This window comes from Diaphorobacter ruginosibacter, from assembly GCF_040396215.1.
GTDB classification, from domain to species: domain Bacteria; phylum Pseudomonadota; class Gammaproteobacteria; order Burkholderiales; family Burkholderiaceae_C; genus Diaphorobacter_A; species Diaphorobacter_A ruginosibacter_A.
In genome coordinates, this window is record NZ_JBEBOW010000004.1 from 26,825 (window position 1) to 51,831 (window position 25,007).

A 25,007-nucleotide genomic window follows, 5' to 3' on the forward strand; every position below is an offset into this window, starting at 1 on the left:
ATTTGCCGAATCTCTGATGGCGACGAGCGCCGGGGATGCATAAGATAGTCGCTCCTTTTTTCCGAGACGAGGCATTCCATGGGTCCATCTACCGTAGCCGACGGGCGTTCGCTCGCAGCACATGCGTGGACGCGGCGCACGCTGATCGCCAGCGCGGCCGCGGCAGGCGTGCTCGCCATGGGTGGCGGCACGTGCGCTTGGGCCCAGCCGTCAGCCGACGCGGCGGCCTGGCCCGCCAAGCCGATCCGCGTGGTCGTTCCATTTCCATCGAGCGGCGCCACCGACCTGATCTCGCGCGTCATCGCGCAGCGTGTTTCGCAGGACATCGGCCAACAGCTCGTCATCGACAACAAGCCCGGCGCTGGCGGCACGATCGGCGCCGCCGAGGTGGTGAAGGCCGCGCCCGACGGGTACACGCTGCTGTTCACGACCAGCAGCACGCATGCGATTTCGCCGCACCTCATGCCGCGCCTGTCGTACAAGGTCGAGCAGGATTTCACGCCGATCGCCCACGTGGCCGACGCCGCCAGCGTGCTGCTGGTGACGCCGTCGCTTCCCGTCAGGAACGTGCAGGAGCTGATCGCCTATGCCAAGGCCCATCCCGGCAAGCTCAACTACGCGACCAGCGGCAACGGCACCATCGTGCACCTGAACGCGCTGGAGTTTTCCGCGCGCGCGGGCGTCGAGCTGACCCATGTGCCATACAAGGGCACGGCGCAGTCGATCACCGACCTGGTGGCCGGGCAGGTGCACATCCTGTTCGACTCGATTCCAACGGGCATGCCGCACGTGGCCAGCGGCCGCCTGCGCGCGCTCGCGGTGACGAGCGCCAAGCGCAGCTCGCTCGCGCCCGAGCTGCCCACCATCGCGGAGTCGGGTTTGCCGGGGTATTCTTCGGTGACGTGGTTCGGTGTCTATGGCCCCGCCGGCATGCAGCCCGGGCTCGTGGCCCGCATCAATGCCGCATTCAACAAGGCGATCGAGAACCCGGAGGTGGGCGCAGCGCTCGCCAAGCTCGGCGCCGAATCCGCCAGGGCGCAAACGCCCGCACAATTCCATTCCCTGGTGAAGGCCGACAGCGCGCGCTGGGCCGGGATCATCAAGGACAACCACATCACTCTGGATTGACCCTATGTCCTCTGTTGTCAAGGATTGGGCGCTGCCCTACGCATCTCACCGCTCGTCCGTGCTCGGCCGCAACGTGGTGAGCACCTCGCAGCCGCTGGCCGCACAGGCCGGTCTGCGCATGCTGCTGGCCGGTGGCAACGCGGTGGATGCGGCGGTCGCCGCCGCCATGGCGCTGACCGTCGTCGAGCCCTCGGGCTGCGGCATCGGCAGCGACGCATTCGCCATCCTCTGGGACGGCAAGGAACTGCACGGCCTGAATGCATCGGGCCGCTCGCCCGCCGCCTGGACGCCCGGCTACTTCAAGCAGCTTGGCGGTATTCCGGAAAAGGGCTGGAACGCGGTGACGGTGCCGGGCGCTGTGTCGGCATGGGCCGAGCTTTCGCGGCGCTTTGGCAAGCTCCCCCTCGAGCAGGTCGCCCAGCCCGCGATCGACTATGCGCGCAACGGCTATCCAGTGTCTCCGGTGATCGCCACGCTGTGGGAACTGGGGGCGCAGAAGCTCGGCGCGCAGCCAGGGTTCGCCGAATGCTTCATGCCCGGCGGCCGTGCCATGCGCGCGGGCGAAATCTTCAGGAGCGAGGCCCATGCCCGCACGCTCGAGCTGATTGCGCGGACCGAAGGCGAGGCGTTCTATCGCGGTGAACTCGCGCAGAAAATGGCCGCGCACTCGAAGGCCAACGGCGGTGTGATGACGGTGGAAGACCTGGCCGCGCACAAGGCCGACTGGGTGGGCACGGTGTCACAGCCTTTCGGTGATTCGGTCATTCACGAGATTCCGCCGAACGGGCAGGGCATTGCCGCGCTGATGGCGCTGGGCATGCTCGACGAGCTGGGCGTCGGCGGCCAGCCACTGGACAGCGTGGATACCGTGCACCTGCAGATCGAGGCGATGAAGCTCGCGCTGGCCGATCTGCACGAGTACAACGCCGATGCCGATCACATGCGCGTGCGGCCGCAGCAAGAGCTGCTGTGCCGCGACTATCTGCGCGAGCGAGCGCGGCTCATCGACATCCATCGGGCCGGCAATCCCACATACGGCGCGCCCAGGCGCGGCGGCACGGTCTATCTTGCCGCGGCGGACGAGAGCGGCATGATGGTGTCGTTCATCCAGTCCAACTACATGGGCTTCGGCTCGGGCGTGGTGGTTCCGGGCACGGGTATCAGCCTGCAGAACCGGGGCTGCGGATTCACGACGCAGGAGGGGCATGCGAACGAGGTGGGGCCGAACAAGCGGCCATCGCACACGATCATCCCCGCATTCGCCATGCATGCGGATGGAACTCCCCGGATGGCCTTTGGCGTGATGGGCGGGCCCATGCAGTCACAGGGGCACCTGCAGATGGCCCTGCGCGTGCTGCGCTACGGCCAGAACCCGCAGGCCGCGGCGGATGCCCCGCGCTGGCGGGTCACCGGCGGCATGAAGGTGGCGGTGGAGCCCGCGTTCGATGCGGGCGTGATCGCCGGGCTGCGCGCGCGCGGGCATGAGGTCACCGTCGAGGAAGGCCACGGCGTATTTGCGTTCGGCGGCGCCCAGCTCATCCTGCGCGATGGCGATTGCTATGTGGCGGGCTCCGATCCGCGCAAGGACGGACAGGCGGCAGCCTGCTGACGGGGAGGCGGCCGGTGCGCATTTGCCTGCATCGGCGCGCTAACGCGCACATCGCACTGGCTACTGGCGAACTTGGCTGACATGGCCGGCGTGTGCGCATTTCCATAATCGAGCCATCCCCTTCATCGAGAGCTCGACATGGATACATTGCCAACCCCGCCTGGAGGCGCCTCCGCTGATTCACTGCGCGATACCGTTGGCCGCAGCTGGTGGGTCATTTTGCTGTTCGGGGTGTTCTCGGTGCTGTTCGGCATCATGGCGTTGATCAACCCGATCGCGGCGGGAGCCGGCCTCACCTGGGCGATCGGCCTGTTTGCGTTGGCCGAGGGCATCGTCGGACTGATTGGCGCATTCAGAAAGGACGCCGGCGTCTCGCGCGGCTGGATGATCCTCTACGCCGCCATCTCCATCCTGTTCGGTCTGCTGGCGACGGCCAATCCGCTGTCGATGGCCAAGAGCATCACCATGGTGATGGGCGCCTGGTTCGTCGTCTCGGGCGTCATGCGCATCATCTGGGCGATCCGCGTGCGCAAGGAAATCGACAACGAATGGATGCTGATCCTGGGCGGCGTGCTCGGAGTGATCCTGGGCGCCCTGATGATGATGACGCCTGTGGCGGGGCTGGTGGTCGGCACGCTCTGGATCGGTTGCGGCGTCTTGCTGTACGGCGTGATGCAGATCTGGGCCGCATTCCACGTGCGCAAGCTCAACCGCTGAAACGGATTCGGGCATGGCGAGCGGTTGGACTCCGCCCGCCTGGGCAGTTTGCCCTCAGCCGCGCTTTTTCTCCAGCAGCATGGAATCGCCGTAGCTGAAGAAGCGGTATTGGCGCGCGATGGCGTGCCGGTAGAGCGACATGACGTGCTCATAGCCCGCAAAGGCGCTCACCAGCATCATCAGCGTGCTTTTGGGCAGGTGGAAGTTGGTGATCAGCAGGTCCACCACCCGGTACTGGAAGCCCGGCGTGATGAAGATGCTGGTGTCGCCCGAGACGCGGCCGCTGCGGGCCCAGGACTCAAGGGTGCGGACGGTGGTCGTGCCGACGGCGACGATGCGGCCGCCGCGCTGGCGGCAGCGCTCCAGCGCGGCCAGCGTGTCCAGCGGAATGCTGTACCACTCGCTGTGCATGGTGTGCTCCGAGAGTTTCTCCGTCTTCACCGGCTGGAATGTTCCCGCGCCTACGTGCAGAGTGACGCTGGCGCGCTCGACGCCGCGCTCTTGCAGGCGTTCGAGGACGTCCTCGTCGAAATGCAGCGCGGCGGTGGGCGCGGCGACCGCGCCGGGCTGGGTGGCGAACACGGTCTGGTAGCGCTCGTTGTCCTGTGCTTCGTCGGGGTCGTCGCCGGTTTCCTGGTGGCGCTCGATATAGGGCGGAAGCGGCAGATGCCCGAACTTCTCCATCAGCTCGTAAGGCGTCTCGCCGTTGGCGCCGGTGAGCTCCAGGTGAAAGAGCGCGCCGTTCTCGTCGGGCCAGCGCCCGAGCAGCACGGCATCGAAGCCGCCCCTGGCGATGCCGCCGCACAGATGCATGCGCCCGCCGACCAGCGGTTTCTTGCTCACGCGCATGTGCGCGACGACCTGATTGTCCTGCAGCACGCGCTCGATGAGGATTTCCAGCTTGCCGCCGCTTGCCTTCTCTCCAAAGATGCGGGCCTTGAGCACGCGCGTGTCATTGAAGACCAGCAGGTCGCCGGGTTCGAGCAGATCGGGCAGGTCGCGGAAAACGCGGTCCACTGGCGTGTGGGCGCGACCGTCCAGCAGGCGCGATGCGCTGCGCTGCGCCATGGGGTGTTGGGCGATCAGGGATTCGGGGAGTTCAAAGTCGAAGTCGCTGAGCGTGAACTCACGGTTGCCCGCGGGCGGGACGGTGTCCTGCAGATCGTGGCTGGAAATGTTTGGCATGGAAGGCGATGGCCATCTTCTCGGCTCTGGCATGACGATGCGCAGCGTCCCGGATGGCGCCGGACAGGGGCGGGGCGTGGGGACGCGGGCCGAGTCCGGGCGGCGCCGGCAAGATGGGTTGAACGAAAACCGCTATTTTAGAACGTGTTCACGATCTCCTCGCGGCGCGCCTTGCGAGGGCGTATCTGTCAACGTATTTGACGATCTGCCGGCATTGCTCCTGTTTTTTTCATTTTCCGGCCCCAGGCGTGCTAGCCTTCAGCCCTTGCATATTTCCCGCTTCCCACATTCTTCCGCCGTCCGCCGCAGCCTGGCTGCGCCGCGCCGTGAACATGCCTGAATCCCCGACCGGCTCCCGTAGCGCTGAATTGAGCGTGCCGCAAAAGGCGATGCACAAGCTCGGGCTCATCCGCGACATCGATCTGGCCCTGCACCTGCCCCATCGGTACGAAGACGAAACCCGCATCACGCCGATCCGCAACGCGCGTGATGGCGAGCCGACGCAGATCGAGGGCGTGGTGATCTCCTGCGAGGTGCAGATGCGGCCGCGGCGCCAACTGGTGGTGCGCCTCGATGACGGCACCGGCGAGTGCGAGCTGCGCTTCTTCAGCTTCTACCCCTCCCACCAGAAGACGCTCGCCGTGGGGCAGCGCATCCGCGCGCGCGCGGAAGTGAAGGGCGGTTTCTGGGGACGGCAGATGCTGCACCCCGTGTTCCGCAAGGCCGAAGGAGAGCTGCCCTCGGCGCTCACACCCGTCTACCCGACGGTCGCCCAACTGCCGCAGGCTTATTTGCGCCGCGCGGTGGCCAGTGCTCTGCGGCGCGCCGATCTTTCTGAAACGTTGGGCGAGTCGCTTGCGCAGCCGCCCGTCGCGCTGCGTGCGGGCAAGGGCTTCGAGCCGCTGTGGAGCCTTCGGGATGCCCTGTTCTTCCTGCATCACCCCGCGCCAGATGTGGCGCTGGCCACGCTCGAGGACCATACCCACCCGGCATGGCAGCGGCTGAAGGCCGAGGAGCTGCTGGCGCAGCAACTGTCGCAGCTTCAATCCAAGAGGGCGCGCGCGCGGCTGCGCTCTCCCGGACTCCATCCCGCGCTGGGCGCGAGCGCGCTGCACGAGCAATTGCAGGCCGTGCTGCCGTTTCACCTGACGGCCGCGCAGCGCCGCGTCTGCGCAGAGATCTTCGCCGATCTGGCCCGCAACGCTCCCATGCACAGGCTGCTGCAGGGCGATGTGGGCTCGGGCAAGACGGTCGTCGCCGCCATGGCCGCGGCTGTCTGCATGGATGCGGGTTGGCAGTGCGCCCTGATGGCGCCCACGGAAATCCTGGCCGAGCAGCACTTCTCCAAACTCATCGGCTGGATGGAGCCGCTGCTGGAGTCGCGCGGCAAGCGCGTCGCATGGCTTGCGGGTGGACAAAGGAAGAAGGTCCGCGCACAAATGCTCGCGCTGATCGAGAGTGGCGAAGCGGCGCTGGTTGTTGGTACACATGCAGTGATTCAGGAGCAGGTGCGCTTTCGGAATCTGGCGCTGGCGGTGATTGACGAGCAACACCGGTTCGGGGTGGCGCAGCGGCTGGCATTGAGACAGAAACTGCAGGAGCAGGGGCTGGAGCCGCACATGCTGATGATGAGTGCAACTCCCATACCCAGAACACTGGCAATGAGCTATTTTGCTGACCTCGACGTTTCCACCATCGACGAATTGCCCCCGGGGCGCACGCCGATCGTGACCAAGGTGATTTCCGACAGCCGCAAGGATCAGGTGATCGAGCGCATCGCCGCGCAGGTCGCGCAGGGCCGGCAGGTGTACTGGGTCTGTCCCTTGATCGAAGAGAGCGAGGCCCTCGATCTCTCCAATGCGACAGCCACCCATGTGGACCTCAGCGAGGCGCTGCCGGGAGTGACGGTGGGACTGCTGCATTCGCGCATGCCCGCCGCCGAAAAAAAAGCGGTCATGGCGCAGTTCAAGGACGGCTCCATGGGCGTGCTCGTGAGCACCACGGTGATCGAGGTTGGGGTGGATGTTCCCAACGCATCGCTGATGGTGATCGAGCATGCCGAGCGGTTCGGCCTTTCCCAGTTGCATCAGCTGAGGGGCCGGGTGGGACGTGGCGCCGCAGCCTCGGCATGCGTATTGCTGTATTCGACTGGTGAAAGCGGCCGTCTGGCCGAAACGGCGCGAGAACGCCTCAAGGCAATGGCGGAAACCAACGACGGTTTTGAAATTGCAAGAAGAGACCTGGAAATACGCGGACCTGGTGAACTGTTGGGTGCGCGCCAATCAGGAGACGCTTTGTTACGATTTGCTGATCTATCCATGGATTCCGATTTACTAAGCTGGGCTAAGTCTGTTGCACCGCAAATGTTGGATCAATATCCGGCATTGGCGCAGCGCCATGTCGCCCGCTGGCTTGGGAGCAAATCTGATTTTTTGAAAGCGTAGAGCACATACGCATCGGATTTTTGATATTAAGACTTTGGAATGGCCGATATTTTTTCCGAAAGGTCGGGACTCTTTTTTAAATAGCCGTCTTTGCACGCAGATGAGACGCCGATAGATGCAAAAAACGTAGATTTCAATTGTTCGCGGTTACTCAATTGTTTTTGCGGTTTGCATGGAATTCGCGCACACGATACTGTCGGCTGCGCCGCAGTGCAAAATGTTGTAAGGCCTTGCAGGAAATCACATGACTCTCACAGAACTCAAATATATCGTCGCAGTCGCCCGGGAGAAGCACTTTGGTCGTGCGGCCGAGGCTTGCTACGTCTCACAGCCGACCTTGTCCGTTGCCGTCAAGAAGCTGGAAGATGAGCTGGAAATCAAGCTGTTCGAACGCAGTGCCGGCGACGTGTCCGTCACGCCCTTGGGTGAGCAGATCGTCCGCCAGGCGCAAAGCGTGCTGGAGCAGGCCGCCGCCATCAAGGAAATCGCCAAGCGCGGCAAGGACCCGCTGGCCGGTGCGCTGACCCTTGGCGTCATCTACACGGTGGGCCCCTACCTGCTGCCGGAGCTGGTGCGCCACGCCATCGCGCGCACGCCGCAGATGCCGCTGATGCTGCAGGAAAACTTCACCGCCAAGCTGCTGGAGATGCTGCGCACGGGCGAGATCGACTGCGCCATCATGGCCGAACCCTTTCCTGACACCGGGCTGGCGCTGGCGCCCCTGTACGACGAGCCCTTCATGGCGGCCGTGCCCTCGAGCCATCCGCTGGCCGACAGGCCCTATGTGTCGGCTTCCGAGCTCAAGAACGAAACCATGCTGCTGCTCGGCGCGGGCCACTGCTTTCGCGATCACGTGCTGGAAGTCTGCCCGGAGTTCGCGCGCTATGCGAGCAATTCGGAGGGCATACGCCGCACCTTCGAGGGCTCGTCGCTCGAAACCATCAAGCACATGGTCTCCGCCGGCATGGGCGTGACGCTGGTGCCGCGCCTGTCGGTGCCGCGCGATGCGCTGATCACCACGTCGCGCCGCCGCAAGAGCGACGATGCCCATATCCGCTACCTGCCCATCAAGGAGGACGACGGCAGCGGCCCGCCGATGCGCCGGGTGGTGCTGGCATGGCGCCGCAGTTTCACGCGCTATGAGGCGATCGCCGCGCTGCGCAACGCCGTCTTTGCTTGCGAACTGCCTGGAGTGACCCGGCTTTCCTGAGCGGCCCGGCGGCATCCGGCCTCTTATCCGGCCTCTTCGCAGGCGCTGCACACCGCGTGCAGCGCCTTTTTTCATGCTCCAGATGTTCCAGCGAAAATGACGCGCAGCCAATCTGACTCCGGACCGGGGGCTCCGCAGCCCGGGCGGATATGGCGTTCGTCGATGGCGTATAAACGACGGGCCCGCGGGGAGCGCTTCTTCGCCGGCCATCCTTTCATTGATTTTCTTGCCTGGCTTTCTGGAATGTCCGCTGCTTCTTCGCGCTCTCGCCTGTCCCTGTATCTCGATCTGATCCGCTGGAACCGTCCGGCGGGCTGGCTGGTGTTGGTGTGGCCCACGCTGGTGGCGCTGTGGGTGGCGGCGGATGGGTTCCCGGGATGGCATCTGCTCGTCGTGTTCGTGCTTGGCACCGTGCTGATGCGCAGCGCCGGGTGCTGCATCAACGACATCGCGGACCGCAAGTATGACCTGCACGTGAAGCGCACCACGGCGCGGCCGATCACCAGCGGGCAGGTTTCCGTGTTCGAGGCGTCCATGGTTGGCGTGGTGCTCGCGCTGGTTTCGCTCGGCCTGGTGCTCACCACCCGCTGGGAGGCGGTGGCATGGTCCGTTCCGGCCGTCCTGTTCACCATTCTCTATCCTTTCACCAAGCGCTTTTTCTCGATGCCGCAGGCGTTTCTCGGCATCGCCTTCAATTTCGGCATCGTGATCGCTTTCGCCGCCGTCGTGGGGGAAGTGCCGCTGGCGGGATGGTTGCTGTGGACGGCCAATATGTTCATGGTGCTGGCCTATGACACAGAATATGCGATGGTCGATCGTGACGACGACCTGAAGATCGGCATGAAGACGTCGGCGATCACGCTGGGCCGCATGGATGTGGCGGGCATCATGCTGTTCTTCGCGCTTTGCTGGGTGCTCACGGCGGTGGTGGTCGCTCCGATGAGGCTGGGCTGGCCGTTCTGGCTGGGCATGGGCATCGCCGCGGCGCAGATGGCCTGGCATTACACGTTGATCCGTGATCGCACCCGCGAGGGCTGCTTCGTGGCGTTCAGCAAAGCCCACTGGATGGGCGTGGCGATTTTCGCCGGCGTAGTGTCGGGATTTGCATTGCGCTGATCCGCCCTCACCTTCAGGCCATGTCCCAATCCACCATTACTTCCACCGATCAGCTTGCCGCGGCAGCGGGGCTGCAATCGCTTTCTCCCTCGCCGCGCATGCCGGTGCTGTTTGTCGGGCATGGCAGCCCGATGAATGCCATCGAGGACAACGCCTACCGCCGCAGCTGGCAGCAGTTGGGCCAGTCGCTGCTTGCGCAATACGGCAAGCCGCAACTGGTGCTGTGCGTGTCGGCGCACTGGCTGACGCGCGACGATTGGGCCGTGACCGGCATGGAGAGTCCACGCACGATTCATGATTTCGGCGGTTTCCCCGAGGAGCTGTTCGCCCAGCAGTACCCGGCCCCCGGAGCGCCGGCGGTGGCGCTTGAGCTGGCCCGGAGGCTGAATGCGCCGCAGGCCGACCGGCCCGTGCTGGTGGATGCGGTGGAATGGGGGCTCGATCACGGCACCTGGAGCGTGATCAAGCCGATGTTTCCCTCGGCGGACATTCCGGTGGTGCAGCTCAGCCTCGTCTATCGGCGGCCACCCGAAGAGCATTTCGCGCTCGGGCGGCAATTGCAGGCCTTGCGCGAACAGGGCGTGCTGATCGTGGGCAGTGGCAACATCGTGCACAACCTGCGCGCCATGGCGCGCACCGAATCACCGCAGCAGACCTATGACTGGTCGCACGAGTTCGACACCTTCGTCACCAGCCGGATCGAGGGCGGCGATCTGGGCGCTCTGGCGGGTTTCCAGGGCCTGGGCAAGGTGGCGCAGCTCGCGCACCCGACCCACGATCACTATCTCCCGCTGCTGCATGCGGCCGGCGCGGTGCATGACGGCGAGGCGCCGCGCTTCTTCAACGCCGATTACCAGATGGCGGCGATTTCGATGCGCTCGGTCATCTGGGGGGCGCCTGACACCCTGCGGGTCTGACGCGGGCTGCTGCGCAGCTTATTTGCCGAACTCCGCCGCCAGCTCCCTGGCGCGTTTTTCCGCCGCGTGCATGGCTTCGATGAAGTGCTCGGGCACCTTGTGCTCCTGCATGTGCATGATGGCGGCATGGGTGGTTCCGCCCTTGCTGGTCACGCGCTGGCGCAGCACCTCGGCAGGCTCGCTGGAGCGCGAGGCGAGTTCCGAGGCTCCCTGAAAGGTGGCGACGCCGAGGCGGTAGGCCTGCTCGGCGCTCAGCCCCATTTCCTGGCCGGCCCGGGTCATGGCTTCAAGGAACAGGAATACATATGCGGGTCCCGAGCCGGAGAGCGCCGTCACGGCATCGAGCTGAGCCTCTTCATGAACCCACACGAACTGCCCTGTGGTGCGGATCACGCTCTCGATCAGCGCCTTGTCATCCGCGCTCACGGCAGCGCGGGCAAACAGCCCCGCGATGCCCTTGGCGACCAGCGCGGGGGTGTTGGGCATGGCGCGAACGATGCGCCCGGTGCCGAGCCAGTCAGCGATGCTGTCCGACGTGATGCCGGCGGCCACGCTCAGGTGCAGGGCCTGGCTGGTGTGCGCGGCCGCCGCCGCAGCGGCGTCCTTGAACGTTTGCGGCTTCACCGCCCATACCACCAGCGCGGCGGATGAGAGCGATGCGTCGGCTGCCGCCAGCGCGTCGATGCCGAAGTTGCGCTTCAATGCCGTGCGCGCCTCGTCCCAGGGTTCGACCACCAGAATCTGCGATGCCGGAACGCCTTGGGCGATGAGGCCGCCGATGATGGCGCTGGCCATGTTGCCGCCGCCGATGAAGGCAGTAGTGGGGAAGCTGGATGAAGCAGGTGTCGTGGATGCCATGGTGCGAGGATGTGTGCGGTCGAAAGATGGGAGAACGCGCCGACTATACCGCCGCGACGCCGTTGCGCTCACTGTGATTCATTGCGGAATTCATTCGGGGGCGCAGGGCGCGGATTCGGCCAGGGCGATGAATTGCGTCACCTCGGCGGGGTTGAAATTGTTGTCGCTTACAAGCAGGAGCACGCGTTCGCCGCTGTCCAGGCGCGGGCCCCAGGCCATGCCTTCGAGGTTGTCCACGCTGCGCAGGCCCAGGTCCGCGAAGTCCAGCAGCAGTTGCTTGGCCGCGGGCTGGAATCCGCCCGTCTCCAGGCGCTCCATGTGCAATGTGTCGGTGGCTGCCCGTGGTGAATGCGGCCGGGTGTCGATCCGGTACAGGCGCGCGCCCCATCCCGAATCCACCGAAAACGAACGCTCCAGAACCAGCAGGTGACCGGGGCCATCGGCAAGAATCTCGCTGACGCCATTGACCGCTCTTTGCGGCAGCGCCCAGATGTCGCTGGCAAGCGCGTCGGGCTGGTAGGTGATCTGGCGTATCGGCTCGCGGGTGCGGACATCGAACTGCGTGATCCGCACGGGTGCTCCGGCGCGGCCGGGGCTCGGCATGTCGCCGTCCTGCTTGAGCGCTCCCTCCATCGAAACCCACAGCGTTTGGCCGTCGTCGGCGAAGTCCATGCCCTCGATCGTGAAGCCCGCGCGCGGCCCGCCATGCGCCCGGGGTTGGCTCAATGCCATGGGCAGCGGCCATCGCCAGAGCCATTTCCCGTCATGGGAGGCGGCGTTGATCTCCGGGCCGAAGCCGCGCGGGAAGTCACCCTCGCTGGCCCAGAGCAGCGCATCGCCGCCGGGAAGGACGCGCAATGCCTCGGCATCGGGGACGGGCGTGCCGGCCTGGGCGAGCCGCGCGTTCCTGTAAGGCTGGTTTTGCGGAGTCAGCAATGCATGCATTCCCGTGAGCCACGCATCATGCAGCCCATGGCCGTCATAGCGTATGCGCGCCGTGTAGAAGCGGGCGGGACCGTGCGCCGCGCGGTCATCGCTGATCAAAACATACTCGCCGCGCGCGGCGTCCCAGTCGATACCGGAAATGCCGCCCACCGGCACGCCGCCATAGTGTGTCCCGGTATCCCAGCGGATCTCGCCAAGCAGGCGAAACGCGGGGGCATGCTCCTCATGTGCCTGCCGCGCTCCGCATGCCGCGGCGGCAGCGGCATGCCGCCGCGCGGCTCCGTCCATGGAGCTGCAGGCGGCAAGCAGACAGGCCATGGCAGCCGCCAGGCCGGGGGCCGGCATGAGGCTTGCGGGGAGGCGCTTCAGCGCTTGATCTGTTCCACTTTGAAACGCTTTACATGCCATGTGGGATGTATTGTTCACATTTTTCGTAATCGACGGTCATATGCCGTGAGTACCATTTTGTTTGGATAAATCTGCTGTGGGGCAAACACCCAAGGCGGATGTGGAATACAGGAATATAGTTTTTGTTCGAAAGGAACATACATGGCTTCCAACATCAAGAAATGGTCTGCTGAATTCATCGGCACGTTCTGGCTGACCTTTGGCGGCTGCGGTAGCGCGGTGCTGGCTGCGGCATTTCCGCAAGTGGGCATCGGCCTGCTCGGCGTTGCGCTGGCATTCGGCCTGACGGTGCTGACGGGCGCCTATGCGCTCGGGCCCATTTCGGGCGGCCATTTCAATCCCGCCGTCTCCGTGGGCCTGGCCGTGGGCGGGCGTTTCCGGGCGGCCGAGCTGCCTGGCTACATCATTGCCCAGGTGCTGGGCGCGATCGCGGCGGGAGCGGTGCTGTATGTGATCGCCACCGGCAAGGCGGGCGCGGATATCGGCGGCTTCGCCACCAACGGTTTTGGCGAGCATTCGCCGGGCGGTTATTCGATGACGGCGGCACTGGTGACCGAAGTCGTGCTCACCGCCATCTTCGTGATCGTCATCCTGGGCGCCACCGCCAAGCGTGCCGCAGGCGGCTTCGGCGGCCTGGCCATCGGCCTGTGCCTGACGCTGATCCACCTGATCTCCATCCCCGTTACCAACACCTCCGTGAACCCCGCGCGCAGCACGGGCGTGGCGGTGTTCGGCCCGGCGATCGCCATGTCGCAACTGTGGTTTTTCTGGGTCATGCCGATCGTGGGAGCCATCATCGGAGCGGTGATCTACAAGGTGCTGCTGGCTGACGACAACGAGTGATCCTCACCCGGGTTCGGCAAGATTCGAAGAGACGGCGTCCTGCGGGGCGCCGTCTCTTTTTTGTCGTAGGGCCGCCCCAAGACAAATGCGCCCCCTCGGGGGGCAGCGGACCGCGCGCAGCGGGGAAGCGTGGGGGCTTTGTTTTGTCGTAGGGCCGCCCCAAGACAAAAAGCGCCCCCTCAAAAGCGGGCGGCCCCGGTCACTGCGCGGTGGCCTGCCGCACCGCATGCTCCCATCGCTGCATCAGCTCCGTTGCGCGCGCGCGGTCCATGGTGGGCATGAAGCGGCGCTCGGCCTTCCAGAGCGCGGAGAGTTCCTCGGTACCCTGGTACAGGCCGCAGGAGAGCCCTGCCAGGTAGGCTGCCCCCAGCGCCGTGGTTTCCACGCATGCGGGCCGCACCACGGGGATGCCGAGCAGGTCGGCCTGAAACTGCATCAGCAGGTTGTTCACGCTGGCGCCTCCGTCCACGCGCAGTTCCGTGACCGGCGAGCCTCCGGCGGCCACGGCATCACGGCTCATGGCCTGCAGCAATGCGCCACTCTGGTAGGCGATGGATTCCAGCGCGGCGCGCGCGATGTGCGCGAGCGTGGTGCCGCGTGTCAGGCCGGTGATCGTGCCGCGCGCATCGGGCTTCCAGTAGGGCGCGCCCAGGCCCGTGAACGCGGGCACGAGCATCACGCCGGCCGAGTCGGGAACGCTTTCGGCGAGCGACTGTACCTCGCCGCTGTTCTCGATGGCCCGCAGGCCGTCGCGCAGCCATTGCACGACCGCGCCGCCCACGAACACGCTGCCTTCCTGCGCGAATTCAGGACGTGAGCCGGTTTGCGCTGCGCTGGTGGTGAGCAGCCCGTTCTGCGATGTCTGGAAATTGTGGCCGGCGTGCATCAGCATGAAGCAGCCGGTGCCATAGGTATTCTTGGCCATGCCCGCGCTGAAGCAGGCCTGGCCGAAGAGCGCGCTTTGCTGGTCCCCCGCGACGCCGCCGATCCTGACGGATGAGCCCAGCAGCGGTTGCGCGGTTGCGCCGAAATCGGCGCTCGAGGGAAGGACCTCGGGCATGAGCGCGCGCGGAATATTCAGGCGTGCCAGCAGTTCGTCGTCCCACTCGTTGGTATGCACGTTGAACAGCATGGTGCGCGATGCGTTGCTCACGTCGGTGACGTGGCGCTGGCCCTGCGTGAGCTGCCAGATCAACCAGGTGTCGACCGTGCCGAAGGCCAGCTCGCCGCGCTCGGCCTGGGCGCGGGCGCCGGGAACGTTGTCCAGCAGCCATTGCAGTTTGGTGCCGGAGAAGTAGGCATCGATGAGCAGGCCGGTCTTGAGCTGAATGGTTTCGGCCAGGCCCTGTTCGCGCAGTTGCGCGCAGATCGGCTCCGAGCGGCGGTCTTGCCAGACCAGCGCGTTGTGGATGGGCGCCCCGGTCCTGCGGTTCCAGACGATGGTGGTTTCACGCTGGTTGGTGATGCCGATGGCCGCGATGTCACGGGCTGAAATCCGGGCCTTTTTCAGCGCCTCCTGCGCGGTGGTGAGCTGCGACTGCCAGATCTCGGCCGGGCTGTGTTCCACCCAGCCTGGCTGGGGATAGATCTGCGGCAGCTCGCGCTGCGCGAGCGCCACGATCTGGCCTTGCGCGTCGAAGACGATGCTGCGGGAGCTGGAGGTGCCCTGGTCCAGGGCGAGGAGATAGGTCATGGGAGATGGGCCGTGTGCTTTTGTCTTTGACGTTTTTTCAAATCAGGACGCGATCATGCATTTGACGCCTGCGTCCGCGAGCAGATCCGCATAGGGCGCGGGCGGTGGCGTTTCGGTGAAAAGCGCATCGATCTGGCCGAGGCGCGCCAGTTCTATCATCGCAGGCCGACCGAACTTGCTGCTGTCGGCCGCGAGCCAGACCTCGCGCGACTGGGCGATGATGGACTGCGCCACCTTCACCTCGCGCAGATCGAAGTCCCGCAGCGTTCCATCCTGCTCGATTCCCGAAATGCCGATCACTCCGATGTCCACGCGGAACTGGCGGATGAAATCAACGGTGGTTTCGCCGACGATGCCGTGATCGCGCGAACGTACCACGCCTCCCGCGACGATCACCTCGCAGTCGGGGCTGTCCGCGAGAATCGCCGCGACGTTCAGGTTGTTGGTGATCACCCGCAGCCCGCGATGCCGCACCAGCTCGTGCGCGATGGCCTCTGTCGTGGTGCCGATGTTGAGAATCAGCGAGCAGCCTTCGGGAATGGCCATCGCCACCTCGCGCGCGATGGCGCGCTTGGCCTCCGCGTTGAGCTGCCTGCGCTGCTTGTACTCGATGTTCTCGGTGGTGGAGACAGGCAGCCGCACGCCGCCGTGGTAGCGGGCGAGAACGCCCTGCGAGGCGAGTTGCTTGATGTCCCTGCGGACGGTTTGCAGGGTGACGCCAAGCCGGTCGGCCAGTGCTTCCACTGACATCGAGCCTTGGCGCCGGACTTCTTCGACCAGATGGTCCAGACGGGGGTTAGCACTCATGAATGCAGCCTAAAGGAAAAAAAGCAAACAATTCCCAGGGATAACCATGGCGAAATATATTGCACAAAAATACAAAAAACGAACAAAATGGAAAAAATACGAGCGTTGATTGTTGTTCTCGCGGTTCGTTTCTTGGTTGCCGGTAGGGCGATGGGGCTTCCGCTCCTCAAGAAATAGCGCATGGAACCTTGTTTCACAGGCCGCGGCGGGTCGGCGGGCTGTACCAGAGCCCCTCCGAACGGGCCTATCGTCAACACTCCACTGGCGATCTCTGCATATCGGGGAGAAACTCATGTTGCTTGAAGTCAAAAATATAAGTTCTGGCTACGGTGATGTGACGGTGCTCAGTGGCGCAAGCATGGGCGTGCGTGCGGGCGAGATCGTGAGTCTTGCCGGCGTTGGCGGATCGGGAAAGACCACGTTGATTCGGACCATCCTGGGGACGCTGCCGGCGAGCGAGGGAGAAATCCGCTTCAATGGCCAGCGAATCGATGGGTTGGAGCCGCACCGCATAGCGCGCGCCGGAATCGCGCAGGTCATGGAGGGGCGCCGCCTCTTCGGCCACATGGAAGTGGAGGACAACCTGCTCGTTGGCGGTGACGTCCTGAACGACAAGAACCAGCAGCGCGAGAATCTGCAGTGGATTTACGACGTGTTCCCGCGCTTGAAGGAGGTCCGTGGCCAGCTTGCACGCTCCTGCGGCAGCGGCGAGCAGCAGATGCTGGCGATCGGCAGGGCCTTGATGACCTCTCCGAAGCTGTTGCTGCTCGATGAGCCGTCGGATGGTCTGGCGCCCGCCATGGCGAAGGAGATTTGCGGCCAGTTGCCCATGATTCGCGATCGCGGCGTGGCCATCGTGCTGGTGGAGCGGGGCATTCATCGTTCGGCCGGCGTGTCCGAGCGGCGTTACCTGCTCGAGCATGGCGAGATCGTGATGTCCGGCGCGGGGCGGGATATCCGGGGAAGTGAAACGCCGTGCGAGGCGTATCTCGATATCTGATGGATGGCACGGATTTGTTTTTTCATAACGATAACGCGGCCCTCATCCGGCGACATGGACGAGAGGCGGCGAGGCTGTTGGGGGCATGGTGGTGCGACGGATCGGGTGGGGCGCTTGCGGCAGTGTTGCCGCGCAACCCCCGGCTTGTCGCGCCGTAAAAAATGGGAACCACCGGGTTCAAACCCACAAAAGTCACAACCTGCCCGTTGATATATATGACCGCTGAATCGAATGTTTTACCGTTAAAGACAGTGCGAGCCGAGTTGCTGGAGCGGCTTCAGGAGCCCGTCGTGTATGACCTCGCCATCGTGGGCGGGGGAGCCACCGGCCTGGGCACGGCGCTGGATGCCGCCGCCCGTGGCCTGAAGGTCGTGCTGCTCGAATCCCATGACTTCGCCAAAGGCACATCGTCGCGCGCGACCAAGCTGGTGCATGGTGGCGTGCGCTATCTGGCGCAGGGCAACATCTCCCTCGTGCGCGAGGCGTTGCATGAGCGCACGACGCTATTGAGGAATGCGCCGCATCTGGCCCGTCCGTTGGCCTTCGTCATGCCCTCCTACAAGCTCTGGGAAACGCCGTTCTATGGCGTGGGCCTGAAGATGTACGACGGCCTCGCGGGATCGGCGGGTCTGGGCTCGACCGAGTTCCTGGGCCGCATGGACACCATGCGGCTTCTGCCGACGGTGCAGGGCGAAGGCCTGAAGGGCGGCGTGAAGTATTGGGACGGCCAGTTCGACGACGCACGCCTGGCGCTGGCGCTGGCCCGCACGGCTGCGCTCAGGGGCGCGCTGCTTGTCAATTACTGCGCGGTAACCAGCCTGACCTATGCCGACGGCAAGGTGAACGGCCTGGTGTGCGAGGATACGCAGACGCAACGGCGCTTCGAGATCAAGGCGCGTTGCGTGGTGAATGCCGCAGGCGTCTGGGTGGATGCGCTGCGTGAAAGGGATGGCCTTGCCCTGGGCAGGCCGGTCAAGCCCATGGTGGCCCCGAGCCAGGGCGTGCACATCGTGGTCGATCGGGAATTCCTGCCATCCGACCACGCGTTGATGGTTCCCAAGACAACCGATGGCCGGGTGCTGTTTGCCGTGCCGTGGCTTGGCAAGGTGATCCTGGGCACGACCGACAGTCCGAAAAACCGGCTCGACTATGAGCCCGAAGCCATGCAAAAGGAAGTGGCTTTCATCCTGGGTGAATCCGCGCGCTATCTGCGTCGTGCCCCCCAGGTGTCCGATGTTCGCAGCATCTGGGCCGGGCTGCGCCCGCTGGTCAAGCATCAGGACGACGATGCGGGCAATACCAAGAAAATCAGCCGCGAGCATACGGTGCTGGTCAGCCGCAGCGGACTGGTGACGGTGACGGGCGGCAAGTGGACCACCTATCGCGCCATGGCGGAGGACGTGCTGCAGCACTGCATGGATGCCCATCTGTTGCCGAAAATCGCTGGCGGCGTGACCGTGCATCTGCCCGTGGTGGGCGCGGACATCGCCAGGCCCATGCGCGAGGGCATGAATGATCCCCAGGGTCTGCATTCCTACGGCAGTGAGGCGGGATTCGTGGCTTCCCTGGATGGCGCGGACGAACTGTTGGCGCCGGGTTTCACCGAAGCCATGGTGCGCTTTGCGGCCCGCCACGAATATGCCCGCACCGTGGAGGACGTGCTCGCGCGCCGTGTGCGCATGCTGTTCCTCGATGCGCGGATGGCGGCTGGCGTCGCTCCGCGCGTGGCCGAAATCCTTCGGGAAGAGCTGGAAATCGATCCTCGGCTGGACGAGTTTTTGGCAGTTGCGCAACAATACGCCACAGTACCGCAGCCCTGAGCCATCTTCGGGGCGCGGGCGTCGCGTCTTTGGATTTCCTGCCTCTTGACGGGCAGGCATTTCTTTGCGACAATACAAGGCTTCGCGTAAATCTATGCGCGAAAGTTTCTGCCCAGCGGATGAGCTGTGAATGGTTTGCAGCTCTGACGACGGGCCCAAGACTGACTGGTAGCTTTCATTCGTGTGGGCTTTCCGGTGCAAGTTGGGAATATTGAAATGATCCAGACAGAATCTCGGTTAGACGTCGCCGATAACACCGGCGCGAAGTCCGTCCTCTGCATCAAGGTGCTGGGTGGTTCCAAGCGCCGCTATGCAAGCGTCGGCGACATCATCAAGGTGAGCGTCAAGGAAGCAGCACCGCGCGGCCGCGTCAAGAAAGGCGATGTGCTCAGCGCAGTGGTGGTTCGTACAGCCAAGGGCATCCGCCGTGGCGACGGTTCGCTCGTCAAATTCGATGGCAACGCGGCAGTGTTGCTGAACTCCAAGCTGGAGCCTATCGGCACCCGCATTTTTGGCCCCGTGACACGTGAACTGCGTACTGAAAAGTTCATGAAGATCGTGTCGTTGGCGCCTGAAGTTCTCTAAGGAACACGAGTCATGAACAAGATTCGCAAGGGCGATGAAGTCATCGTGCTCACAGGGCGCGACAAGGGTAAGCGTGGCACGGTTTCGCTGCGCAAGGATGACTCCCACGTGGTCGTGGAAGGCATCAATCTGGTCAAGAAGCACGTCAAGCCGAACCCCATGAAGGGTACGACTGGCGGCATCGTGGAAAAGGCAATGCCCATCCACCAGTCCAACGTGGCCATCTTCAATGCCGCAACGGGCAAGGCTGACCGCGTAGGCATCAAGGTGCAAGCTGACGGTTCGCGCGTTCGCGTGTTCAAGTCCAACGGCGCCGAAATCAAGGCAGCCTAAGGAGTCAACATGGCACGACTGCAAAAATACTATCGCGAAAAGATCGTGGCTGAACTGACGGAAAAGTTCGGCTACAAGTCTCCTATGGAAGTCCCGCGTCTGACCAAGATCACCCTGAACATGGGTGTGAGCGAAGCCGTGGCTGACAAGAAGGTGATGGACCACGCCGTGGGCGACCTCACCAAGATCGCTGGCCAGAAGCCCGTGGTGACCAAGGCCAAGAAGCCAATCGCCGGATTCAAGATCCGCGAAGGCCAGGCCATTGGCTGCATGGTGACCCTGCGTGGCGTTCAGATGTATGAATTCCTGGATCGTTTCGTGACCGTGGCACTGCCGCGCGTTCGTGACTTCCGTGGTATCTCCGGCCGCGCTTTCGACGGCCGCGGCAACTACAACATCGGCGTCAAAGAACAGATCATCTTCCCTGAAATTGAGTACGACAAAGTCGACGCACTGCGCGGCCTCAATATCAGCATCACCACGACAGCCAAGAACGACGAAGAAGCCAAGGCTCTTCTCGCTGGCTTCCGTTTCCCCTTCAAGAACTAAGGCGGCGTATGGCTAAAGTAGCTTTGATCCAGCGCGAACTGAAGCGCGAAAAACTGGCCGCCAAGTACGCTGCCAAGTACGCAGAACTGAAGGCAATTGCCGGCGATGCCAAGCGCAGCGACGAAGAGCGTGAAGCAGCCCGTCTGGGTCTGCAGAAGCTCCCCCGCAACGCAAACCCGACCCGTCAGCGCAACCGCTGCGAAATCACTGGCCGCCCACGTGGCACGTTCCGCCAGTTCGGTCTGGGTCGCGCAAAGATCCGTGAACTGGCTTTTGCTGGCGACATCCCAGGTGTCACCAAGGCCAGCTGGTAAGCAGGCAGGAGAGATACAACATGAGCATGAGTGATCCCATCGCTGACTTGCTGACCCGCATTCGCAATGCGCAAATGGTTTCCAAGGCATCCGTTTCGGTGCCGTCTTCCAAAGTGAAGGTTGCCATTGCACAGGTGCTGAAGGACGAGGGTTACATCGACGGCTTCCAAGTCAAGACGGAAGACGGCAAGTCCGAACTCCAAATCACATTGAAGTACTACGCAGGTCGCCCCGTGATCGAGCGTATTGAGCGCGTGAGCCGCCCCGGCCTGCGTGTCTACAAGGGTCGTGATTCCATTCCTACCGTGATGAACGGCCTGGGCGTGGCAATCGTCACCACCCCCAAGGGTGTGATGACCGACCGCAAGGCACGTGCTACCGGTGTGGGTGGCGAAGTGCTTTGCTACGTCGCTTAACGTGGCATTGAGGAGAAACTGAAATGTCCCGTGTAGGCAAATCCCCCGTTACCGTCCCGCAAGGCGTGGACGTGTCGATGAACGACAACCAGATCAGCGTGAAGGGCGCGGGCGGCAATCTGTCGCTGACGCCGAACGCTCTGGTCAAGGTGACTCTGGAGGACGGCAAGCTGACGTTTGTCCCCGCCAACGAGTCCCGTGAAGCCAACGCCATGAGCGGCACCATGCGTCAGCTGGTGAACAACATGGTCGTGGGCGTGAGCAAGGGTTTCGAGAAGAAGCTGACGCTGATCGGCGTGGGCTTCAAGGCTGCGGCATCCGGTTCCAAGCTGAACCTGGCCGTCGGCTACTCGCACCCCGTGAACTTCGAGATGCCCGCCGGCATCACCGTGGCAACTCCCTCGCCGACAGAAATCGTCCTCAAGGGCGCCGACCGTCAACGCGTTGGCCAGCTCGCCGCGGAAATCCGCGCTGTGCGTCCTCCCGAGCCTTACAAGGGCAAGGGCATCCGCTATGCGGATGAGAAGGTCGTCATCAAAGAGACCAAGAAGAAGTAAGGAGCTGCAACATGTTGACAAAGAAAGAGCAGCGTCTTCGTCGTGCCCGCCAGACGCGCATCCGTATTGCCCAGCAAGGCATCGCGCGCCTGACGGTGAACCGTACGAACCTCCATATCTACGCTACCGTGATTTCCGGCGACGGCTCCAAGGTGCTGGCTTCGGCCTCCACGGCGGAAGCCGATGTGCGCAAGTCCCTCGGCGGTGCAGGCAAGGGCGGCAACGTCGAAGCCGCACAGGCCATTGGCAAGCGCATTGCCGAGAAGGCAAAGGCTGCTGGCGTTGAAAAAGTGGCTTTCGATCGCGCTGGTTTCGCATACCACGGCCGCGTGAAGGCTTTGGCTGAAGCTGCCCGCGAAGCGGGTCTGCAGTTCTAAGCGGAGCGGATAAAAATGGCAAAGTTTTCCCCCAAGGTGCAAGACGAAGGTCGTGACGACGGTCTGCGCGAAAAAATGATCGCGGTCAACCGCGTCACCAAGGTTGTGAAGGGTGGTCGTATTCTCGGCTTCGCTGCACTGACCGTGGTTGGCGACGGTGACGGCCGCGTTGGCATGGGCAAGGGCAAGTCCAAGGAAGTGCCTGCTGCCGTGCAGAAGGCTATGGAAGAAGCCCGTCGCAACATGATCAAGGTGTCGCTCAAGAACGGCACCCTGCATCACACCGTGATGGGTCACCATGGCGCTGCCAACGTGATGTTGGCTCCTGCTCCCAAGGGTACCGGTATCATTGCCGGCGGCCCAATGCGCGCCGTTTTCGAAGTCCTGGGCATCACCGACATCGTGGCCAAGAGCCATGGTTCGTCGAATCCCTACAACATGGTTCGCGCCACTTTCGACGCTTTGAACAATTCCACGACCCCTTCGGAAGTGGCAGCAAAGCGTGGCAAGTCGGTTGAAGACCTGTTCGCCTGATCGGAGTCGTCACTATGACAACGCAACAAACTGTGAAGGTCCAACTGGTGCGTAGCCCGATTGGTACCAAGCAAGACCACCGCGCCACCGTGCGTGGTCTGGGTCTGCGCAAGCTGAACAGCATCAGCGAACTGAAGGACACCCCCGAAGTGCGCGGCATGATTAACAAGATCGCCTACTTGGTGAAGGTTCTCTGAAAGGATTGATGATGGAACTCAATAGCATCAAGCCTGCAGCAGGTGCCAAGCACGCCAAGCGTCGCGTGGGTCGCGGTATCGGTTCTGGTCTGGGTAAGACCGCCGGTCGCGGTCACAAGGGTCAGAAGTCGCGTTCGGGTGGCTACCACAAGGTAGGCTTCGAAGGCGGTCAGATGCCTTTGCAGCGTCGCCTGCCCAAGCGCGGCTTCAAGTCTGCCTCCCTGAAGTTCAATGCGGAAGTGACACTCACCGCCCTGAACCAGCTCGGCCTGGCCGAAGTCGACGTCGCCGCATTGAAGAATGCCGGTCTGGTGGGTCAGCTCGCCAAGGTCGTGAAGGTGATCAAGTCTGGTGAGCTCACCAAGGCTGTGAAGCTCAACGGCATTGGCGCGACCGCGGGTGCAAAGGCTGCCATCGAGGCAGCCGGCGGCTCCGTCGCCTGATCGGGCTAACTAGAAAGGCATCCGTGGCTACTAACGCAGCTCAAATTGCGAAAACGGGCAAGTTCGGCGATCTCCGTCGTCGGCTGGTGTTTTTGTTGCTGGCGTTGGTTGTGTACCGCATCGGGGCTCATATCCCGGTACCCGGTATCGACCCGGCGCAGCTACAGCAGCTGTTCAGTGGCCAACAAGGTGGCATTCTGAACCTGTTCAACATGTTCTCGGGTGGGGCGCTCTCGCGCTTCACGGTGTTCGCACTGGGGATCATGCCGTACATCTCGGCATCGATCATCATGCAGCTCATGACCTACGTGGTCCCGACGTTTGAGCAGTTGAAGAAGGAAGGCGAAGCCGGCCGCAGGAAGATCACCCAGTACACGCGTTACGGAACGCTGGGCCTGGCGATCTTCCAGTCGCTCGGTATTGCCGTTGCTCTGGAAAGCTCCGCGGGCCTGGTGTTGAACCCGGGCTTTGGCTTCCGCATGACCGCAGTTGTCAGCCTGACCGCTGGCACCATGTTCCTCATGTGGCTGGGCGAGCAGATCACCGAGCGTGGATTGGGCAATGGTATTTCCATCCTGATCTTCGGCGGTATCGCTGCTGGCCTGCCGAATGCGATCGGCGGCATGCTGGAGCTTGTCCGTACCGGCGCCATGGGCCCGCTGGCAGCAATCGTGATCGTCGTGATCGTTGCGCTGGTGACCTATTTCGTCGTGTTCGTGGAGCGCGGCCAGCGCAAGATCCTGGTGAACTACGCACGCCGTCAGGTGGGCAACAAGGTATATGGCGGCCAATCGTCCCATCTGCCCCTGAAGCTCAACATGGCCGGCGTGATTCCCCCGATCTTTGCTTCGTCCATCATCTTGTTGCCTGCTACTGTGGTGAACTGGTTCAGCGCCGGTGAGTCCATGCGTTGGTTGAAGGACATCGCGGGTGCGCTCACCCCGGGTCAGCCGATCTACGTGTTGCTCTATGCCGCTGCAATCATTTTCTTCTGCTTCTTCTACACGGCGCTGGTTTTCAACAGCCGTGAGACGGCGGACAACCTGAAGAAGAGCGGTGCGTTCATCCCGGGCATCCGTCCTGGTGACAACACGGCTCGCTATATCGACAAGATCCTGGTCCGGCTGACACTGGTGGGCGCTGTGTACATCACATTCGTCTGCCTGCTGCCGGAGTTCCTGATCCTGAAGTACAACGTGCCGTTCTATTTCGGCGGCACCTCGCTGATGATCATCGTGGTTGTCACCATGGACTTCATGGCCCAGGTTCAGAACTACATGATGTCGCAGCAGTACGAGTCGTTGTTGAAGAAGGCTAACTTTAAAACAACGCTCTGAAGCTGAGTCAAGCAAGAATCGGGCGAATACGGCATAATGCCGGGTTCGCCTGATAGCAACGGTAAATTGATGCCCTTCGATGTATCGCGGGCACAAAACTTTTGATGAGACTTTGTGTTCCGCTGCAGGCAGCCGGGACGATTGGAAATTTAGGAGAATGCAATGAGAGTTTCGGCTTCGGTCAAGAAGATTTGCCGCAACTGCAAAATCATCCGCCGCAAGGGCGTTGTGCGTGTGATCTGTACAGATGCACGCCACAAGCAGCGTCAAGGTTGATTGAGAAGTATTAGAGGACGCAAATGGCACGTATCGCTGGTATCAATATTCCTCCGCATCAGCATGCTGAGATTGGCCTGACCGCTATCTACGGCATCGGTCGCACTCGCGCTCGCAAGATCTGCGAAGCATGCGGAATCGCCTTCTCCAAGAAGGTCAAAGACTTCACGGACGCAGATCTCGAAAAGATCCGCGACCAAATCGCTCAGTTCACCATCGAAGGTGACCTGCGCCGCGAAACCACCATGAACATCAAGCGCTTGATGGACATCGGTTGCTATCGTGGTTTCCGCCATCGCCGAGGCCTGCCTATGCGTGGCCAGCGTACGCGCACCAATGCCCGCACCCGCAAGGGTCCGCGCAAGGGCGCAGCGGCACTCAAGAAGTAA

Annotated in this window: 28 protein-coding genes; 23 read left to right on the forward strand and 5 right to left on the reverse strand. The window is 63.2% G+C overall.

From position 1 onward, the window contains the following. The first annotated feature begins 177 nt into the window (after positions 1 to 177). From ABWP92_RS01355 to ABWP92_RS01365, 3 genes are all read left to right on the forward strand, one after another. Entirely contained in the window at positions 178 to 1,128 is a 951-nt protein-coding gene (locus tag ABWP92_RS01355) for a Bug family tripartite tricarboxylate transporter substrate binding protein (protein ID WP_353233580.1), read from the forward strand. Between the two features lie 4 nt (positions 1,129 to 1,132). Further along, positions 1,133 to 2,737 (forward strand): gamma-glutamyltransferase family protein, encoded by a 1,605-nt coding sequence (locus ABWP92_RS01360; RefSeq protein WP_353233546.1) that lies wholly within the window; start codon positions 1,133 to 1,135, stop codon positions 2,735 to 2,737. Between the two features lie 138 nt (positions 2,738 to 2,875). After that, a complete protein-coding gene (locus ABWP92_RS01365; RefSeq protein ID WP_353233547.1) occupies positions 2,876 to 3,454 on the forward strand; it encodes an HdeD family acid-resistance protein in 579 nt (192 codons plus the stop codon). A 54-nt stretch (positions 3,455 to 3,508) separates the two neighbouring features. On the opposite strand, the gene queA is transcribed toward ABWP92_RS01365, so the two are convergent. Next, positions 3,509 to 4,639 carry a tRNA preQ1(34) S-adenosylmethionine ribosyltransferase-isomerase QueA gene (gene queA / locus ABWP92_RS01370; protein ID WP_353233548.1) on the reverse strand — a complete coding sequence of 377 codons (1,131 nt, stop codon included), beginning with the start codon at positions 4,637 to 4,639 and terminating at the stop codon, positions 3,509 to 3,511. Positions 4,640 to 4,971: 332 nt separating this feature from the next. Here queA and recG point away from each other — a divergent pair, with 332 nt between their 5' ends. The 4 genes from recG (at position 4,972) to ygiD (ending at position 10,326) form a co-directional block, all read left to right on the forward strand. Beyond that, a complete protein-coding gene (gene recG / locus ABWP92_RS01375) occupies positions 4,972 to 7,083 on the forward strand; it encodes an ATP-dependent DNA helicase RecG (protein ID WP_353233549.1) in 2,112 nt (703 codons plus the stop codon). Between the two features lie 244 nt (positions 7,084 to 7,327). After that, positions 7,328 to 8,293 (forward strand): LysR substrate-binding domain-containing protein, encoded by a 966-nt coding sequence (locus ABWP92_RS01380; RefSeq protein ID WP_353233550.1) that lies wholly within the window; start codon positions 7,328 to 7,330, stop codon positions 8,291 to 8,293. A gap of 243 nt (positions 8,294 to 8,536) precedes the next feature. Next, the gene (ubiA, locus tag ABWP92_RS01385) at positions 8,537 to 9,409 is read left to right on the forward strand and encodes a 4-hydroxybenzoate octaprenyltransferase (protein ID WP_353233551.1); all 873 of its coding nucleotides are present in this window, start codon (positions 8,537 to 8,539) and stop codon (positions 9,407 to 9,409) included. Between the two features lie 20 nt (positions 9,410 to 9,429). Next, a complete protein-coding gene (gene ygiD, locus ABWP92_RS01390) occupies positions 9,430 to 10,326 on the forward strand; it encodes a 4,5-DOPA-extradiol-dioxygenase (protein ID WP_353233552.1) in 897 nt (298 codons plus the stop codon). An 18-nt stretch (positions 10,327 to 10,344) separates the two neighbouring features. On the opposite strand, the gene proC is transcribed toward ygiD, so the two are convergent. Further along, on the reverse strand, positions 10,345 to 11,184 hold the full coding sequence (gene proC / locus ABWP92_RS01395) for a pyrroline-5-carboxylate reductase (RefSeq protein WP_353233553.1): 840 nt from the start codon (positions 11,182 to 11,184) through the stop codon (positions 10,345 to 10,347). Positions 11,185 to 11,274: 90 nt separating this feature from the next. Then, complete coding sequence (locus ABWP92_RS01400) at positions 11,275 to 12,474, reverse strand: esterase-like activity of phytase family protein (RefSeq protein WP_353233554.1); 1,200 nt, start codon at positions 12,472 to 12,474, stop codon at positions 11,275 to 11,277. Positions 12,475 to 12,678: 204 nt separating this feature from the next. Between ABWP92_RS01400 and aqpZ the strand changes: the two genes are divergently transcribed. Next, positions 12,679 to 13,380, forward strand: a complete 702-nt coding sequence (aqpZ, locus tag ABWP92_RS01405; protein ID WP_353233555.1) for an aquaporin Z — start codon at positions 12,679 to 12,681, stop codon at positions 13,378 to 13,380. A 199-nt stretch (positions 13,381 to 13,579) separates the two neighbouring features. Here the strand turns inward: aqpZ and glpK are convergent, their stop codons facing one another. Further along, complete coding sequence (glpK, locus tag ABWP92_RS01410; RefSeq protein WP_353233556.1) at positions 13,580 to 15,073, reverse strand: glycerol kinase GlpK; 1,494 nt, start codon at positions 15,071 to 15,073, stop codon at positions 13,580 to 13,582. 42 nt (positions 15,074 to 15,115) lie between these two features. Next, positions 15,116 to 15,880 (reverse strand): DeoR/GlpR family DNA-binding transcription regulator, encoded by a 765-nt coding sequence (locus ABWP92_RS01415; RefSeq protein ID WP_353233557.1) that lies wholly within the window; start codon positions 15,878 to 15,880, stop codon positions 15,116 to 15,118. Positions 15,881 to 16,172: 292 nt separating this feature from the next. On the opposite strand from ABWP92_RS01415, the gene ABWP92_RS01420 reads away from it, so the two are divergent. From ABWP92_RS01420 to rpsM, 15 genes are all read left to right on the forward strand, one after another. Beyond that, entirely contained in the window at positions 16,173 to 16,880 is a 708-nt protein-coding gene (locus ABWP92_RS01420) for an ABC transporter ATP-binding protein (RefSeq protein ID WP_353233558.1), read from the forward strand. A 215-nt stretch (positions 16,881 to 17,095) separates the two neighbouring features. Continuing rightward, positions 17,096 to 18,700 (forward strand): glycerol-3-phosphate dehydrogenase/oxidase, encoded by a 1,605-nt coding sequence (locus ABWP92_RS01425; RefSeq protein ID WP_353233559.1) that lies wholly within the window; start codon positions 17,096 to 17,098, stop codon positions 18,698 to 18,700. Between the two features lie 216 nt (positions 18,701 to 18,916). Continuing rightward, positions 18,917 to 19,285: a 50S ribosomal protein L14 gene (rplN, locus tag ABWP92_RS01430; protein ID WP_187597918.1), complete on the forward strand. Its 369-nt coding sequence runs from the start codon at positions 18,917 to 18,919 to the stop codon at positions 19,283 to 19,285. A 12-nt stretch (positions 19,286 to 19,297) separates the two neighbouring features. Further along, positions 19,298 to 19,618, forward strand: a complete 321-nt coding sequence (rplX, locus tag ABWP92_RS01435; RefSeq protein WP_353233560.1) for a 50S ribosomal protein L24 — start codon at positions 19,298 to 19,300, stop codon at positions 19,616 to 19,618. A gap of 9 nt (positions 19,619 to 19,627) precedes the next feature. Next, entirely contained in the window at positions 19,628 to 20,167 is a 540-nt protein-coding gene (gene rplE, locus ABWP92_RS01440) for a 50S ribosomal protein L5 (protein ID WP_353233561.1), read from the forward strand. 8 nt (positions 20,168 to 20,175) lie between these two features. Then, entirely contained in the window at positions 20,176 to 20,481 is a 306-nt protein-coding gene (gene rpsN / locus ABWP92_RS01445; protein WP_011803856.1) for a 30S ribosomal protein S14, read from the forward strand. A gap of 20 nt (positions 20,482 to 20,501) precedes the next feature. Then, a complete protein-coding gene (gene rpsH, locus ABWP92_RS01450; protein WP_353233562.1) occupies positions 20,502 to 20,897 on the forward strand; it encodes a 30S ribosomal protein S8 in 396 nt (131 codons plus the stop codon). A gap of 23 nt (positions 20,898 to 20,920) precedes the next feature. After that, complete coding sequence (gene rplF / locus ABWP92_RS01455; protein WP_353233563.1) at positions 20,921 to 21,454, forward strand: 50S ribosomal protein L6; 534 nt, start codon at positions 20,921 to 20,923, stop codon at positions 21,452 to 21,454. Positions 21,455 to 21,465: 11 nt separating this feature from the next. Then, on the forward strand, positions 21,466 to 21,831 hold the full coding sequence (gene rplR, locus ABWP92_RS01460; protein WP_353233564.1) for a 50S ribosomal protein L18: 366 nt from the start codon (positions 21,466 to 21,468) through the stop codon (positions 21,829 to 21,831). Positions 21,832 to 21,846: 15 nt separating this feature from the next. Continuing rightward, positions 21,847 to 22,365, forward strand: a complete 519-nt coding sequence (rpsE, locus tag ABWP92_RS01465) for a 30S ribosomal protein S5 (RefSeq protein WP_224152946.1) — start codon at positions 21,847 to 21,849, stop codon at positions 22,363 to 22,365. Between the two features lie 14 nt (positions 22,366 to 22,379). Beyond that, positions 22,380 to 22,562, forward strand: a complete 183-nt coding sequence (gene rpmD, locus ABWP92_RS01470; RefSeq protein WP_066475638.1) for a 50S ribosomal protein L30 — start codon at positions 22,380 to 22,382, stop codon at positions 22,560 to 22,562. 11 nt (positions 22,563 to 22,573) lie between these two features. Then, complete coding sequence (gene rplO, locus ABWP92_RS01475; protein WP_353233565.1) at positions 22,574 to 23,005, forward strand: 50S ribosomal protein L15; 432 nt, start codon at positions 22,574 to 22,576, stop codon at positions 23,003 to 23,005. A 23-nt stretch (positions 23,006 to 23,028) separates the two neighbouring features. Further along, positions 23,029 to 24,342 carry a preprotein translocase subunit SecY gene (gene secY / locus ABWP92_RS01480; RefSeq protein ID WP_353233566.1) on the forward strand — a complete coding sequence of 438 codons (1,314 nt, stop codon included), beginning with the start codon at positions 23,029 to 23,031 and terminating at the stop codon, positions 24,340 to 24,342. A 162-nt stretch (positions 24,343 to 24,504) separates the two neighbouring features. After that, a complete protein-coding gene (rpmJ, locus tag ABWP92_RS01485) occupies positions 24,505 to 24,618 on the forward strand; it encodes a 50S ribosomal protein L36 (protein WP_019576345.1) in 114 nt (37 codons plus the stop codon). A gap of 23 nt (positions 24,619 to 24,641) precedes the next feature. Next, positions 24,642 to 25,007 carry a 30S ribosomal protein S13 gene (rpsM, locus tag ABWP92_RS01490; RefSeq protein WP_194769086.1) on the forward strand — a complete coding sequence of 122 codons (366 nt, stop codon included), beginning with the start codon at positions 24,642 to 24,644 and terminating at the stop codon, positions 25,005 to 25,007.